The sequence below is a fragment of the Streptomyces anulatus genome, assembly GCF_014650675.1.
Lineage (GTDB): Bacteria > Actinomycetota > Actinomycetes > Streptomycetales > Streptomycetaceae > Streptomyces > Streptomyces anulatus.
Window position 1 is genome coordinate 1 of the sequence record NZ_BMVK01000024.1, and the last position, 14,709, is coordinate 14,709.

Below are 14,709 nucleotides of genomic sequence, written 5' to 3' on the forward strand. Positions count from 1 at the left end.
CCGCGAACAGTGCGTACGCGAACACTCTCTGCAGGGTGGCGCCGGCGACCTTCGCCGCCAGCCGTTTGCCGTCCCAGGCTCCGAGGATCGCCGCTCCGGCGAACGGGGCGATCACCTCCCATCGGAGGTGGTCGCCGGTTCCCGATCGGGCCGCGAGGGCGGTGAGGAGTTGACCGTGATGACCAGGAGGCTGGTGCCCACGGCCTGTTTCATCCGCAGGCCGAGGACGCCGACGAGGGCGGGCACGGCAAGGAATCCGCCCCCCACTCCGAGGAATCCCGTTACGGCGCCGAGCCCGGCGCCGGTTCCGGCCGCCTTCGCGGGCCGCACCCCCTCCGCCGCCCCGGCAGCGGAGGGCCGGAGCATCCGCAGCGCCGCCAGGGCGGCGATCACCGCGAACGCCGCGGTGAGAGCCGTTTCGGGCACATGGGCGGCGGTTGTGCCGGCGAGGAACGCCGGCACAACTCCCGCAGCCGCGAACAATGTCCCGGCCTTCCAGGCGACATGGCCGTCTCTCGCGTGGGCGTAGAGGGCGGTGGCCGATGTGGCGGTGACGATGATCAGGCTGGCCGTGGTGGCTGAGGCCGCTGAGAAGCCGAGCAGGTAGATCAGTGCCGGAACCGCCAGAACACTGCCACCGCCGCCGAGCGCGCCGAGCGCCAGCCCGATCACCGTCCCGGCGACGAGGGCGAGGACCAAGGTGTTCACGCTATCGAGCCGCCGTCGCCGCGCTCGTCGATCACCGGCAACCCTGCGGCGGCCCACGCGTTCATGCCGCCCTTGACGTCCACCGCGTCTGCTCCCCGCTCGGCCAGGATCTTCACAGCCTGCTGCGAGCGGTGCCCGCTGCGGCAGATCACCACCAGGGGCAGCCCCCGCGCTGCCACCATCGTCGCACCTGCGGCCAGGTCGGTGAGAGGAACGTGCACCGCGCCGGGAGCATGGCCAGTTCGCCACTCGGGCTCTTCCCGGACATCCAGCAGAACAGCTTCGGGGCAGCCCCCTGTAGTACGGGTCCACGCCTCGTTGACCGACAGGCGCTGTCCACTTCCACGGTGGAGGAACATCGACGGTGTCACCCTTCTTGTTGCTTGTCCTAGCTGATCCAGTTCAGTTCGACCGGACCTTCGTCGGTTCAGCCGGTAACGATGGTCAGCCCGGCCTCGGCGGCGGCGCCGAAGCCGTCGTCCACGGCGACCACGTCCCGCCCGGCCGCGTCCAGCAGCGACGCGGCGATGCCCGCGCGCATACCGCCGGCGCAGTGCACCCAGACCGTGCCGTCGGGCACTTCGTCGATACGGCGGTGGACCTGGTGGACCGGGATGTGGACCGAGCCCTCGATCCAGCCCTCAACACGTTCGGACGAGCGGCGTACGTCCAGCACGACAATCCGGCCCCTTCCCTGACCGGCCAGTTCGGCGAACGTGGCACGCGGAAAGGACGCGGAGCTCTCGCCGGCGCGAAGCCAGTCCGCCGGGCCGCCGGTCGCGGCGGCCGCCGGGCGGTCGATACCGACGCGCACCAGCTCCCGCTGGGCCGCGGCAAGCTGCTCGGCCGACTCCGCGAGCAGGGTCACCGGCCTGCCCCAGGGGATCAGCCAGGCGAGGTACGTGGCGAGCTTGCCGTCCGCCTCGAAGTTGAACGACCCCGCGACATGCCCCTCGGCGAAAGCGATGCGGTTGCGCAGATCCACCACCCACTCCCCCGCCGCGAGCCGCGCGGCGATGTCGTCGGGATCGGCGACGGCCGGCGCGGTGAGGTCCACCGGGGCCGGGCCGGCCGCGTTGGCAGGCCCCATGTGCGCGTAGTAGGCGGGCACGTCCTCCAGTCCCGCCAGCAGTTCGGCGACGAAGGTGTCCACCTCCACGGTGAGAGCCGGATTGGCCGCCTTCTCCTTGCCGATCGTGGTCGCCTCCCCGTCGGCCTGGGCGGACGAGCAGAAGCTGCCGAATCCGTGCGTCGGCAGCACCTCGGTCTCATCGGGCAGGGAGTCCGCGAGGCGGTGGGCGGAGGCGTGCTGGGCGCGGGCCAACTGCTCGGTGAGCCGCGGCTCCACGAGGTCGGGCCGCCCCACCGTACCGATGAGGAGGGAGCCACCGGTGAACGCGGCGACGGGCCGGCCCGCCTCGCTCAGCACGTACGCCGTGTGGTGCGGCGTATGCCCGGGCGTCGCTACCGCAGTCAGGGTCAGTTCCCTGTCGATGGTGACGGTGTCGCCGTCGGACACGGCGGTCCGGGCGAATGACACGTGCGCGTCGGCGGGAACGAGGTAGGCGGCTCCGGTGATGCGGGCCAGCTCAAGACCGCCGGTCACGTAGTCGTTGTGGATGTGCGTCTCGACCACATGGGTTATCGCCACACCACGCCGGGCCGCAGCGGCCAGCACCCGGTCGATGTCACGGGGCGGATCCACGACGACCGCCCTCCGACGGCCGCCGGCGAGGTAGCTGCGGTTGCCCAAGCCCTCCAGCTCGATGGCTTCAACGAAGAACACAGGAGTCTCCTTCCGACGAGAAAATTACCCCCGGGGGTATGTGGTTCACCGTAACACTCTTACCCCCGGGGGTATATTTCGGAGTGTGGCCCCCGCCACGCGCGAACCGCGCCCGTCGGGCATTCCGATGACGTGAGAACGAGGTGGAGATCCATGACCTACGACCGCACCGTGAGCGTCGAAGGCACGTTCGAGGAGACCGTGCAGGTTGTCCGTCGGGCCCTGGCCGACCAGGGCTTCGGCGTCCTTACAGAGATTGATGTACAGGCGACGCTGAAGACCAAACTCGGCCACGACATGGAGCCGTACCTGATCCTCGGCGCCTGCAACCCCTCCCTGGCACACCAGGCACTGGAGCTGGACCGGACGATCGGGCTTCTTCTGCCCTGCAACATCGTGGTCCGGGAGGACGGCGACCGAGTACTCGTGCAAGCCATCGACCCGGCGACCATGGTCACCCTGACAGGGATCGACGATCTGGAATCCGTGGCCGACGAAGTCACCGAGCGCTTGGACGCAGCGCTGGCGTCCGTCAGGACGTCACACTCATGACCGAGTCACCGTTCAAGCCTCCGCCGCCCTGAGCGGCACCGACAAACGCCTAGTCCGGCGGGCACGCCCTCCGGTCGGCTCTGGAGGCGGTCGGGACGCGTTCGGCACTGGATGGACCGCCGTCACCGAGAGCTCCACCCGCGTCTTGCTGGACCTACTCGGCTGGAACGGGCGCATCCTTACCGCGAGCGGGCTGTCCGCCCGGCCCGAGATCCGAGCGGCTCGCCGACCTCACCGCCATGGCAGAGGCCGAAACGTGTCTGTGTAAACCGGCGGGATGCCCGCATCTCGACGCGGCCAGGTCCACCACCAGCGGCATCGCCGTCACCCGTTCCCGCCTCCAACCACCGGCACCTGGGACTGCGACCGGCGCGCCTCACCTACCGGTGGGCCCCGGTCCACGTGGGTCCCGAAGGCATCGCAGCCCGACTTCAGGCCCTCACCGGCAGCCCGGACTCTCTCGAAGCCGCGGCGGGAGCACGTATCGATGCACTTCCTCCCTTCCCAAAGATAGGTGGACTTCGCCCACGAGCGCGGCTCAGTAGGCCACAGTGACAAGGAGGTCGCGTACGTTGCCGACCCCATTGCAGGTGGTCTTGCCTTCCCTGAAGAGTTCCTTGATGGCCGCGCGGACGTGCTTCTCGCGGGCTTCGCCCAGTACACCGGCGAGGACTTCGGCCTGATAGTCGCCTACGACAAAACTGCCGTGCTTGTGCAAGAGGTCTTCCAAATTGGCACGGATTCTCTTGATCCACCCGAGGCGGCGAGCCTCTTCCTCCTGCTCGAAGGTGTCGCCGGCGTTGAAGAGCATGCCCGGCGTCTCCGGGGGGAGGCAGGCGCGGCGCCATTCGACTTGTGCAAGGCTGGCGGCTTCGCCGAAGAGCCACAGACCGTCCCGGTGACGGCTGAAGTGGACCAGGTTGTATGCGACCTGAAGGTTCGCACGGTTGCGTACTCCCACGGTCCATGAGCCCGCGCCGACTGCTCTGCCAACCCGTCGGGCGAAGCCTCGGGTGATACGGCCGACGGCCTCGGCATTGTCCGTGGAGTTCACGAACTCCTCCCGCCACCAGTCCCCGCCGCAGGCTACGTCCAGAGCCCTTAGGGTGGCCGGCTTCCCCGGGGTGTTCTTCCTGCTGGTGAGGAGACCGCCGATACGGCGTACCGCGTTGGCGTTGAAGTTGAGAAGGACTTCGGTGGGCTGTCGACTTGCGCGACGGCTACCGAAGATCCGCTCGGTAAGGGCCTCGAAGGTGATGCCAAGGCCGAAGGGGTCGAGGAAGGCGAACAGCGGGGCCCCCTGGGCTGCTTCCAGGACGTGGTCCAGGTGCCTTTCGACGCGGCCTTGCAGGGCGTGAGCGTCAAGGCCCTGCTCTCGGGCTTCTGCGACGAGCTGAGACAGGGACTGGAAGTTCTTGCGGTTCTTCTCGATGAAGTAGCAGTCGAGCTTACGGAAGTCCGCGATGGCGGCAGCAGACTCGAGGATAAGTGCCGGTGAGCCAGGGGTGCCGTCGTCGTAGCGCCCCGGCCCTGCGTATCCATCGAGGTAGACGACCCGACCGTCGGGGGCGTACTTGCCGACCTTGCTGGCGAAGGGGACGACGTACTTGTCGAGGATCGCGTGCTTGAGGACAGCTGCGGCCTTCTTGCTGACGAAGAAGGGGCTGGTGTCGTCCCGGACTTCCTCGCCAGCGGTTTCACCGCTCAGGTCGAGTACAGCGCTGTCGAGCGCTGCCTCATCGGCTCTTTCCAAGATCTCCGCCTCTCATCTCAGAACGTCTGGGACAAGTTTGCGGCGGGTGAACCCAGTGTGTATCGGTATTGCCGAGACCAGATCGGGCCGCTCACACAGTAACGGGAATGGGCATCTGGTCCCAGGTTCGGCCGTCCAGGATCCGTCCGCCGGCCTTGGGCGTGTGACCGCCCCACTGCTTGAAGAAGAACGCGACGTTCTCTTCCACGCACAGATCGCGGATCTGAGCAGGCCAGACCGGGTCCATCAGCCGGTGCCGCGGTCCCGACTCGCCACCGGCGATCACCCAATGGATACGGTCGAGCTTCAGGCCCTCAAGCGGACCGAGAAGCGGCTCACAGGACAGAAAACGGACAGCAGCAGGAACCTGGCGCAGTTCATCCACCCTCGGCAGTTCCTTCGCGGTCTCCACCGAGACGCCCATCCACACGTTGGCCGGCCATTCCAGACGGTCCGCGACCTGCCGGAGCCGACGGGCCCGCTTGGTGAGGACCTGATAGGTGTGCTGCGGCGTATCCGCCATCACCTCGAACACACGACGCACGAAGTCCAGCGGCACTCGGGCGTGGAAGAGGTCGGACATGGAGTTCACGAACACCGTGCGAGGGCTCTTCCACCCATGGGGAACGTCCAAAGCGTCAGGGTGAACCGTGAGATCAAAGCCCGGCCCTGAGGTCCGGGGATCCCCATCATTCTGGTACTTGGCGGCCCCCATGGCCTTCAACCGCTTCGCCAGAGTCAACGCGTAGCAGTTGTCGCACCCTGACGAGACGCGGTCGCAGCCCGTCGTCGGGTTCCAGGTCGCCTCAGTCCACTCGATCGAACTCCGGTCACTCACCGGCTACCTCCTGTCCGGCCGTCCCCCAAGGACCGCGAGACAGTGAAGCGCCCTGGGGAACGTGGCACACGCCATCCAACCACCTTGATGAGACTGGGCCTTGGCCAAAGTCCTGTTCTTAGACATCATCTACGCTCAGGCATCCGTCCGAGAACCGCATCACGGCTGCCGGGCCCGGAGCGGAACAACTTTCGCGTTCGGCTGATCGAATCCGCTCGCGCAACTCCTGGGTTCTAAGAGCCGGTTGACGGCTCGGACAAGGGCTGGGACGTCGGCACGGAGCTGATCGAGCTCAGCGTTCTTGTAGGCGATCGTCTTCTTCAGTTTGGTGATCGTGGCCCGCTGACGGGCCTCGGCGTCCTGGGTGACACCGCCGTCGCATTCCCGCCGCTTCCCCCTCCCCGCCTTGGCGTCAACGGCCACGTTCCTGCGGAAGTAGTCCATCAGCTGTCGCGCAAGTCGGGTTGGCGTCAAGATGCGGAGTCACTCGTGCGTGTGAAGGGCGCTGATCTGGTCGAGCCATGGGCGCTGCTCACCGTAGCGTCGTGCTTGATCTTGGCGGAGGTTCTCGATGTGCTGAGGAGCGCTCGACGTGCATATGAGAGATTTCGGGCCGAGTTCCGTCCGCCGGGTGCTGGAAGGACCACAGAGGGATACCTGGTCCGACTCCTGTCGCCTGGAGGATCTGGCCTTTCTGCATCGGGGATTCACCGAGTACGCGCACCAACTGGACCTGGACGAGCGGTGGGCCGAGCGCTGGACGATGAGGTGGAAGTTCGGACCGGACGCTGCCGCCACGTACTCGGTGCGCGACCTCAATGAGGTGGACGTCTCACGCACGGTGCCGGTGCGTCGGTTCACTTGGCGGACCGACCAGCATCACCGGCCCGGGCTCGAGTACATGGTGTCCACGCGTCGGCATCACGGTTTTGAGAGCTTCGAGGAGGAGTGTCTGCTCCTGGTCGCCGACTTCGCCGCCGGTCTGCGTGAGGCGCTCTCGCAGCCGTTCCGGCTTCGTTTCTACGCGGGCGGCAAGCGGGTGGATCACACGCCGGACTATTTACTGCTCACTGACTCAGGTCCGTTCGTGATCGATGTGCGGCCCGCGGGCCGGATTCGTCCAGAGGATGAGCTGAAGTTCGCCGCGACGTTCGAGGCCGCGCTGACCGCCGGAAGGCGCTACGGCGTGGTGATCGGTTGGCGTCGGCATGTATGGGAAACGGTGGACGCATTCTCCGCCGAGCGCCGACCGTTGACCAATGTGCTCGACACGCAGGACCAGCTGTGTGCGGCTGTATCCCAAGGGCCTCTTCTATTAGGGCACTTGGTCGAGCGGTGCTCCATTCCCGCAGTAGCCAGGGCCCATGCCCTCCACTTGCTGTGGCGCAGAGAGCTCGGTGCGGACCTCTTTGCACCGTTCGGCGACGCGAGCCTGATCCGGCTCGCGCCCGTGGGGCTTCGCGGGGTGCGGTCATGAGTGATGAGGCATCGACATGGGTGCTGGAGCCTGGTACAGAGCTCATCATCGATGGTGAGGTGTGGCGGGTCGAGACGTGTCTGCCGCATCTGGGCCGCGTGACGCTGATTGGCGACGTGGGCGCGCCGTGGAAGGTGCAGCTGAGCGAGCTGATCCACCGACCAGGTTGCCGGCCGTCCACCCGGACCTGCAAGGACCTCCCGGCCGCCAGCCGGGGCCGCCAGCCGAAGTCAATGACGGATCTGCAGCCGACTCAGCAAGAGCACGTGATGCGGCGGTTGCAGCACATCCGGGAGGTGGAGACCGGCTACCGCAGCGGTGATCCGGACGCCGCGCTGCCGCACGAGCCTCTCCCGCAGTACGACCCGGAGACAACAACGCTGACGCAGCGGCGAAAGGCAAAGGAGGCCGAGCTGCGCATGGCGAGGGCGATAGATCCTGCGCTGGCGAAGTCGCTGGCTCTGCACAGGGTCAGTCTGAGGACACTGGTGCGCTGGGACACAGCACGGCGCAGACTGGGGCCGATCGGTCTCTCGGACGACCGGTGGCTGCGGGAAGCGACCGGGCACCGGATCACCCCGGAGGTGCGCGAGGCGCTGTTCGCCGTTCGTGATGAAAGCCTGCGGCGGGCGAAGCTGACAGCGCGGGACCGCGAGCGCCTCATCCACCAGTACGTACGAGAGACCTTCGGAGAGAAGACCAAGGTCCCCAGCTACGACGTGCTACGCCGGGTGTGGCGGGACTGGTTCGGCTCCAACGGCGGGCGGCAGCGCTACGCACGCTCCGCAGCCATGGCGCAGAAGAACGCGACGGGCCGGCACGTGGTGGTGCACCGGCCCGGACAGGTGGTAGCCCTGGACACGACAGTGCTGCCGGTGAAGATCCTGGAAGGCGTGTTCGGCGATCCCGTCTCTGTCCATCTCACGCTGGCACTCGACGTGTACACGCATTCGATCGTGGCGTTCCGGCTCAGCCTGGTCTCCGACGCCTCGATCGACGTGGCGATGGTGCTGCGGGACATGACGATGCCGCTGCCTATGCGCCCGGACTGGGGCGAGGACATGCAGTGGGCCTACCCGGGCATCCCGGGCACGCTGGTGGCCGACTTCGCCGGGTACGAGGTGGCCGGGCTGCCGTTCTTCGCCCCGGAGACTGTGACCACCGACCATGGCTCCGTCTACCGCAACCACCACCTTGTCGAGGTCCAGCGGGTCCTCGGCACGAACATCAAACCGAGCCGGGTGCTGCGCCCCACCGACAAGAAGGCCGTGGAGCGGGCCTTCGGTGCCATCCAATCGCTGCTGTTCGCTCTTCTGCTCGGCTACCAGGGCGTGGATACCGCCGACCGCGGCGTGGACCCGGAGGCCGACGCCTGCCTGACCGTGGCGGAGATGGAGCACATCATTGCCACCTGGATCGTAGGGATCTGGCAGAACCGCCGCTTCGACTCCTACGCGCCGAGCTGGGACCCAGGCGGCGACCACAGCCCGAACAGCCTGTTCGCCGCCTCTATGACGCAAAGCGGTTTCGCCCTGCGGATCCCCTCGCCCGAGCTGTACTACCAGCTCCTGCCCAGCCACCAGGTCATGATCCACGGCAAGCGCGGCGTGAAGATCAAAAACCTGTGGTACGACGGCGAAGCCCTGGACCCGTACCGCGGGAAGCTCTCCCGGCGCGGAGGCAAAGCGAAGAACCGCTACGTCATCCGCCGGGACCCGCGCGATCCATGTTTCGTCTTCTTCCAGGATCCGCTGACGCACGACTGGCACACCTTGCGCTGGGTGGGCCTGCCCGAAGAGGGACAGTTCCCCGCTTTCAGCGACGCCCGCGTCCGTGAAGCCATGCGCGAACTACGCAAGCGCGGGCTGGCACCGAAGTCGGACAGTGAGCTCCTCCCGGTCCTCCTCGAAGTGATCGGCGGGAAGATCCCCGTCGATCAGTGGCCGACTCAACTGACCAAGAAGCAGCGCACCGAGCACGCCCGCGAAGTGACTCAGGCCGCGGCAGCCGCGGCTGACCGCCCCGCCGGCGCCACAGTGGCCCAGCCGGCACCCGCCTCGATTCCTGCAGCGCGGACCGGCTCCGACGACGGGAAGGTCGTCCCGCTGCGCTGGCGCGAGCGCGCCGAACAAGGCCAGGACGCGGTCACCAACGAGCGTCGACGACGTCGTGAAATCGCCGTCCCCGAACGCCCGGCTCCACCACCACAGGACCTGTCAGCGCGGCTGCGCGCCACCAGCCTGCTGGCCCTGCCCGACGACGACTTCGACGACGGCACAGACGCGACCGCTGCTGCGGCAGCCGCCGCAGCCCAGGAAGAGGTCAGCCAGTGAATGCCCCGTACGACGGTCCCTCGTTTCTCCCTGGCCCGCCCATCGACCGCACCACCTGGGAGGGCTGGCGCCGCTGGTGCGCGACCCGCAATGTCTTCATCCCCGCGCCCGTGCTGATGGCAACTGAGTTCGCTCTCAAGTCAAAGCGCCAGAAACGCCTCTACAACCTGCACCGGCTCGCCACCCACAGCAGCCTGCCCGTCGATGTGACTCCGATGAGCGAGCGCGTCGCCGACGCTGTCCTTGCCCGCGTCGAGGACGGCGCGTTCAGCCACAAGGCTTGCACACGCGGCGGCATCATGGTCAATGGCGACGGCGCCCAAGGCAAGACCGAGACGGTGTGTGAGGCGTTGGCCGTCTTCGAAGAGACGTGGATGGCCCTCAACAACTACATGAACCCGGATGCCATGCCCGGCACCCGCGACCTGGTCGCCCCCGTCGCTTACGTACGCTGCCCGGTCAAGGCCACCCCGATCTCCACTTGCCAGCGCATCCTCGACTTCTACGGCGAGGACTACAAGGGCATGCGCCTGGAGGATCTGGTGCGCACCGTCAAGACCGCCATCGTCGAACACGCCACCAGAGCACTCGTCATCGACGACATCACTCGCCTCAAACTCCACCGGGAAGCCGACCAGGACGTCCTCGACCTAATCCGCGAAATGATGAGCATGCCCGTAACGCTCGTTCTCGTCGGCGTCGGTATCCCCGCCTCCGGCCTGCTGCGCGAGGGCCGTCGCGACCCCAAGACCCTGGAATGGATCTACCAGCCGATCAAGGACCGCGGCCGCAGTCCGAACGATCACGCCGCCGGCCAGCACGAGCGGCGCTTCCAGATCGTCGACCTCGACCCGTTCCGCTACACCGATGGACCGGAGATGGCCGCCTGGCTGAATCATCTGGCCCGCTTGGAAGGGCACCTGCGGTTGCTGAACGAAACCGAGGGAATGCTGACCGGAGACGACATGCCTGAGTACCTGTTCAACCGCACCGGCGGCGTGGTCGGCGTGCTGGAGAAACTCATCCAGCACGGCTGTCGGCGGGCCATCGAGGACAAGAGCGAGCGGCTGACGAAGGAGCTGTTCAATCAGTTCACCGTCACTCCCGGCGACATGCCCGACCTGGACGCGGAGTCCGGCGAGCAGCCCAAGATCCCACAGCACAAGCCCACTGATGGGAAGAAGAAGCCGAAGGGCCGCAACACCGTCTTCGATGATGACGGCCCCGCCGCGGCCGGGGAGGCAGGCTGACGGAGGTGACCGCCTGGCCGCTGGCTCGCGCTCTCAGTCCGCTCCCAGAGGAATCACTACCCGGCCTGCTCCTGCGGCTGGCGTACCGCACGGAACGCTCGCCCGCCAGGATTGCACGCCTGTGCGGACTGATCCATCGCCAGAATCGGCTCCCGGGCGAGTACCTGTTCTCGCTGCCCGCCGATCGGATCCGACCGTTCGCCTCGGCTGCCCGTTTGAACGCGCAGGAGGCCAACGCCCTGACGCTGTCCCCCTTTGCCGCCGTCTACCCGCCCCTGGCCTCAGCCCGGACGGACGGCAGCCGCAACACCACGGCCGTGCGGAAGTCGTGGGCTGCCAGCATGTTCAGCCGATACTGCGCCGCCTGTCTCTCCGGGGACGGAAGCCCCGTCCAGACTCTCTACGGCGGTCCCTGGAAACTGCGCTGGCATCTGCCCGTCTCCTACGCCTGCCTCACGCACCGCACCTTGCTCTCCCATACATGCCCGAACTGCGGGGGTACACCGAATCGACCGACGAATACAGAGCGTCAAGGACTGATCACTCATCGCACCACGACCGGGTTGCACCCTGCCCAATGCCGGCGCCTTCTGCCGGATGGCCACGGCGCTCCGGCCGCTCCCTGCGCTGCCCGCCTGGACCACGACCGCCGGGCCGAGCCCCTGTCCGAGGCCGACATGGCCCTGATGTTTGCCCTGCAGCACCGCATTGACCAGCATCTGATGCCTGTCCGATCCGACGCCGATGCAGGCCACGTCGGCTCGGATCCCTCCTTCTTTCCCGATCTCATCATCGCTGCACATCTCATCCGGCTCAGCTGGCCGGACAGCGCTCCATACACGACCTCGACGTCAATGGCCGATCTGATCGACGGCCACGTCTCCTCCGCTGTCACTCCCCGCCGCACCCCTGAGCCCGCCCGGCGCACGCCCACCGTCTGGGATGCCCCCGAAGTCCCAGCCGAATGCGCCGCGGTGCTCCTTGCCGCCGACAACCTCCTCGGTCGCGAGGAGCGTGATGACGCCGGGATGACCGAACGCGTCCGCCCGCTCGCTGCCTCCGCGTTCAGCCGTCATCCAGCCAACACCGGCGCCGCATTGCGGCGCATGCACGTCTCCCCCTCGATGGCGCGTGCCCTGCTGGGCCGCGCCCAGGGGTTCTACCGTGCCGGTGGCCACCGGCACGCGCGACAGAGCCTTCCCTCACGCGAAAGCTGCTTCCAGATCGGGCACGTGCCGGCTCTCCTGCCCCAGGAGTGGCTCTCCGCCCACTTCGGCGACCTGTTGTCCCACTGGACGCACCTCACCGACTGGAGGATGCGACACCTGCGGCGCGTTGCAACGCTCAAGCTCGCGGAGATGAGCGGCGGCGGCACCTGGCCCGACTGCGCGAAGGCCCTCGACATCCCGTGGAACACCGCACAGCAGTCCCTCACAGTCATCAGGCAGGAGCTGAATTCACGGGAACTGTGGCCGGAGTTCGAACGGTCCGTCGAAAGCGTGGCCATCCACATGGACCAGCACACGGATCGCGTCCACTACGGACGACGCCGGGAACTTCTCTCGACCTGGCAGATCCCGGCTGACGACTGGACCGAACTGTGCTGCGGCCTTCCGCGGTTCCGCCAAGGAGCCACCTCCCCCTCCCGTGACACCGCGACCGTGCTGATCTGGACCCATGTCACCCAGGGCGATCACCTTCACAGCCCCCTGCTCGGCGACCTGAGGGAATCGGGCCGCAGCACCCAGCGCCTGGTCGCATCGATCAACCAACTCCGCACCCCAGCCAACCGCAAAGGCGGCAAACACGAGCTCCTGCACCGCCTCGAAACGTACTCCGGCCTCCTGTCCGCCGCCTGCGACCAGCCGGCTGCCGCGCTGCACAACGCGAGCCCCGGCGTCCAGGCGACGAGCAGCCGGACACAGGCCAGTTGAGATCACGCTCACACCGCCCCAGCTCCATGCTCCACAAAACCCCGCCCCTACAGCGCCGAGGTTGCCGCCGTGCCCGACAGCGACCAGCATCGCCGACTCGCCCGAAGCCTCTCACCGCTACCAGAAGAGTCCCTGCCCGGCTTCCTTCTCCGTCTCTCCCACAGGCTGGACCGACCACCGCTCCGCATCGCACAACGCCTCGGCCTCACCACGAGGCACCACCGGCTCCCCTACGCCCACCTTCACTCCCTGCCCGATGACCTGGTACTGCCTTTCGCTGCGATGACGCACCTCACAGCCCAGGAGACTCAGGCACTGACACTGCGACGCTTTTCCACGACATACCCAGCCCTGCTCACGATCCGAGCGGGCACGCATCGGGCCAGGGGACCGGCGACGGTCGGCTGGAATATGACACCGTCCAGCCGCTACTGCCCCCCATGCCTACGCGGTAACGGCAGCCCCATCCAGAACACCCTCGGAGGCGCATGGCAACTGCGCTGGCACCTCCCCATCGTCTTCGCATGCACCCGGCACAAAAGGCTCCTTGAGCACGAATGCCCGTCCTGCCTCCTTTCCCTCAACAACCCCGAGCGGCGGCGCGTCGCACTGATCAAGCAACCGAACATCGAAGGCTTGCACCCGCTTCAGTGCCGAAACGCCGAAAACCCGCCGGGCGGCAACCCCATACCCAGCACCGGTCCCGTCTGCGGTGCCCGCCTGGACCACATAGACAGCCACAGAAATTCACCCTTTACACCGGAAGACCTTCAACTGCTGCTCAATCTCCAAAAGCGCATCGACGGACGATTGAATCTGCCCGTCAACAGTGCTCACGCTTCCCCCGCAGCCGACACCTACTTCCATGACCTCATCACCGCCACGCGCCTCATCAAAATCAGCTGGCCAACCGGACACCACCTCTTGCCCACCGACACTCTGGCCGCGATCGTCGATGCACACATCGCACCGTTCCTCTCCAGCTATTCACAGGACCAGGGAGCAACAATCGCAGGAGTTCGGACGGCCCCGACGGATCCTGCGACATCCGGCGCACTACTCCTCGCCGCCGACAATCTCATTACAGACCGCGACATGTGGACCCTCACCGAAAAGGTAGGGCCCCTCGCCGCCGAAACATACAGGCGTTCAAAGCCATACGCGAGTAAGATCGCCCAAGAACCGGGCATCTCCAATGAATTCGCACGGGCAATGTCACCACGCGACCCCAATTCACGCAAAACCAACATCCTTTACCGAAAACTGCGACACAATTACACCTTCACCATCGCCCAAGTCCCGGCCTACCTGCCACGCTCCTGGCACCTGACGCACTTCGCAAAGCTCCGCGCACAGCTCCCCAACATCACATATCGTGACGACCGGCTCCTGCGCCGCGGAGCCGCATTCCGGCTCGCGGAACTCGCGTCGGGGCAGACATGGTCGGATTGCGCAATATCCCTGGGCATCTCTCCAGGAGTGGGAGCCAACGCACAACGCATGCTTGGGCACAGACTCACCGACGCGCGGCTGTGGCCGCTCTTCACTCACATCGTCGAGGAAATCGCGGACGACCTCGACGCCCAGAAGAACCGAATCGACTACGCCAACCGCCGGCTCAGAATGGGAAGCTGGTGCATACCCGACACCGACCGGGACCGCCTCTTCGACAACCTCCACCGGCTTGAGCGCCTGCAGACCCAGATGGTTCCGCGCTTCATGTCGATCGTCGTGTGGAGCGATGTCACGCGGGGTGAACCATCGCGGTCCCCCTTCGCGGTCGCGGTACGCAGCACCGACGACACCCAAGCCCTCACCACACTGATAGGCCACTTCCACGAGGCCAACCTCGGCCACGGCCAGCGATTCCGACTGCGGCAGCGCCTAGCTCTATATGCGACGTACCTGGCAAGGTCCTGCGACCAAAACGAGGACCTGTCCGTTGACACGGACCTCGTATTAGCGCAAGAAGCAGACACGTACAGCCCGAGGGCCCCCGACCCGCTTGGCTAAAGCTGCAGGTCAAACGCCCTCTGCCGCCAAAGGCCAGCGGGTACACGTCGTACTGACTATAGGCA

General features: G+C 66.7%; 11 protein-coding genes and 1 pseudogene. 6 read left to right on the top strand and 6 right to left on the bottom strand.

Features of this window, described 5'->3' with window-relative positions:
- From IE272_RS35540 to IE272_RS35550, 3 genes and pseudogenes are all read right to left on the bottom strand, one after another.
- Nucleotides 1-708, bottom strand: a pseudogene (locus IE272_RS35540) (sulfite exporter TauE/SafE family protein); the annotation flags it as partial.
- Nucleotides 705-1,067 (bottom strand): rhodanese-like domain-containing protein, encoded by a 363-nt coding sequence (locus tag IE272_RS35545; RefSeq protein WP_190009819.1) that lies wholly within the window; start codon nucleotides 1,065-1,067, stop codon nucleotides 705-707. The pseudogene IE272_RS35540 and the gene IE272_RS35545, both read right to left, overlap by 4 nt.
- 68 nt (nucleotides 1,068-1,135) lie before the next feature.
- Complete coding sequence (locus tag IE272_RS35550) at nucleotides 1,136-2,494, bottom strand: MBL fold metallo-hydrolase (RefSeq protein WP_190009821.1); 1,359 nt, start codon at nucleotides 2,492-2,494, stop codon at nucleotides 1,136-1,138.
- Between the two features lie 153 nt (nucleotides 2,495-2,647).
- On the opposite strand from IE272_RS35550, the gene IE272_RS35555 reads away from it, so the two are divergent.
- Nucleotides 2,648-3,046 (top strand): DUF302 domain-containing protein, encoded by a 399-nt coding sequence (locus IE272_RS35555; protein WP_190009823.1) that lies wholly within the window; start codon nucleotides 2,648-2,650, stop codon nucleotides 3,044-3,046.
- Nucleotides 3,047-3,584: 538 nt separating this feature from the next.
- Here IE272_RS35555 and tcmP read toward each other — a convergent pair.
- From tcmP to IE272_RS35570, 3 genes are all read right to left on the bottom strand, one after another.
- On the bottom strand, nucleotides 3,585-4,799 hold the full coding sequence (gene tcmP, locus IE272_RS35560; protein ID WP_190009825.1) for a three-Cys-motif partner protein TcmP: 1,215 nt from the start codon (nucleotides 4,797-4,799) through the stop codon (nucleotides 3,585-3,587).
- Nucleotides 4,800-4,890: 91 nt separating this feature from the next.
- Nucleotides 4,891-5,637 carry a DUF5131 family protein gene (locus IE272_RS35565; RefSeq protein ID WP_128844308.1) on the bottom strand — a complete coding sequence of 249 codons (747 nt, stop codon included), beginning with the start codon at nucleotides 5,635-5,637 and terminating at the stop codon, nucleotides 4,891-4,893.
- Nucleotides 5,638-5,796: 159 nt separating this feature from the next.
- Nucleotides 5,797-6,081, bottom strand: coding sequence for a hypothetical protein (locus IE272_RS35570; protein ID WP_190009827.1), 285 nt, complete (start codon nucleotides 6,079-6,081; stop codon nucleotides 5,797-5,799).
- Nucleotides 6,082-6,235: 154 nt separating this feature from the next.
- Between IE272_RS35570 and IE272_RS35575 the strand changes: the two genes are divergently transcribed.
- The 5 genes from IE272_RS35575 (at nucleotide 6,236) to IE272_RS35595 (ending at nucleotide 14,644) form a co-directional block, all read left to right on the top strand.
- Complete coding sequence (locus IE272_RS35575) at nucleotides 6,236-7,114, top strand: TnsA-like heteromeric transposase endonuclease subunit (RefSeq protein WP_229897983.1); 879 nt, start codon at nucleotides 6,236-6,238, stop codon at nucleotides 7,112-7,114.
- Nucleotides 7,111-9,447 (top strand): DDE-type integrase/transposase/recombinase, encoded by a 2,337-nt coding sequence (locus IE272_RS35580; RefSeq protein ID WP_190009831.1) that lies wholly within the window; start codon nucleotides 7,111-7,113, stop codon nucleotides 9,445-9,447. The genes IE272_RS35575 and IE272_RS35580 overlap by 4 nt, the downstream gene beginning before the upstream one ends.
- Nucleotides 9,444-10,697: an AAA family ATPase gene (locus IE272_RS35585; RefSeq protein ID WP_229897974.1), complete on the top strand. Its 1,254-nt coding sequence runs from the start codon at nucleotides 9,444-9,446 to the stop codon at nucleotides 10,695-10,697. The genes IE272_RS35580 and IE272_RS35585 overlap by 4 nt, the downstream gene beginning before the upstream one ends.
- Nucleotides 10,698-10,702: 5 nt before the next feature.
- Nucleotides 10,703-12,631 carry a TniQ family protein gene (locus IE272_RS35590; RefSeq protein ID WP_190009833.1) on the top strand — a complete coding sequence of 643 codons (1,929 nt, stop codon included), beginning with the start codon at nucleotides 10,703-10,705 and terminating at the stop codon, nucleotides 12,629-12,631.
- Between the two features lie 69 nt (nucleotides 12,632-12,700).
- A complete protein-coding gene (locus IE272_RS35595) occupies nucleotides 12,701-14,644 on the top strand; it encodes a TniQ family protein (RefSeq protein ID WP_190009834.1) in 1,944 nt (647 codons plus the stop codon).
- The last annotated feature ends 65 nt before the right edge of the window (nucleotides 14,645-14,709 follow it).

Coding starts and splice junctions, on each gene's coding strand:
- IE272_RS35555 (WP_190009823.1), top strand. CDS start 2,648: ATGACCTACGACCGCACCGTGAGCGTCGAAGGCACGTTCGAGGAGACC.
- IE272_RS35575 (WP_229897983.1), top strand. CDS start 6,236: ATGAGAGATTTCGGGCCGAGTTCCGTCCGCCGGGTGCTGGAAGGACCA.
- IE272_RS35570 (WP_190009827.1), bottom strand. CDS start 6,081: ATGGACTACTTCCGCAGGAACGTGGCCGTTGACGCCAAGGCGGGGAGG.
- IE272_RS35580 (WP_190009831.1), top strand. CDS start 7,111: ATGAGTGATGAGGCATCGACATGGGTGCTGGAGCCTGGTACAGAGCTC.
- IE272_RS35545 (WP_190009819.1), bottom strand. CDS start 1,067: ATGTTCCTCCACCGTGGAAGTGGACAGCGCCTGTCGGTCAACGAGGCG.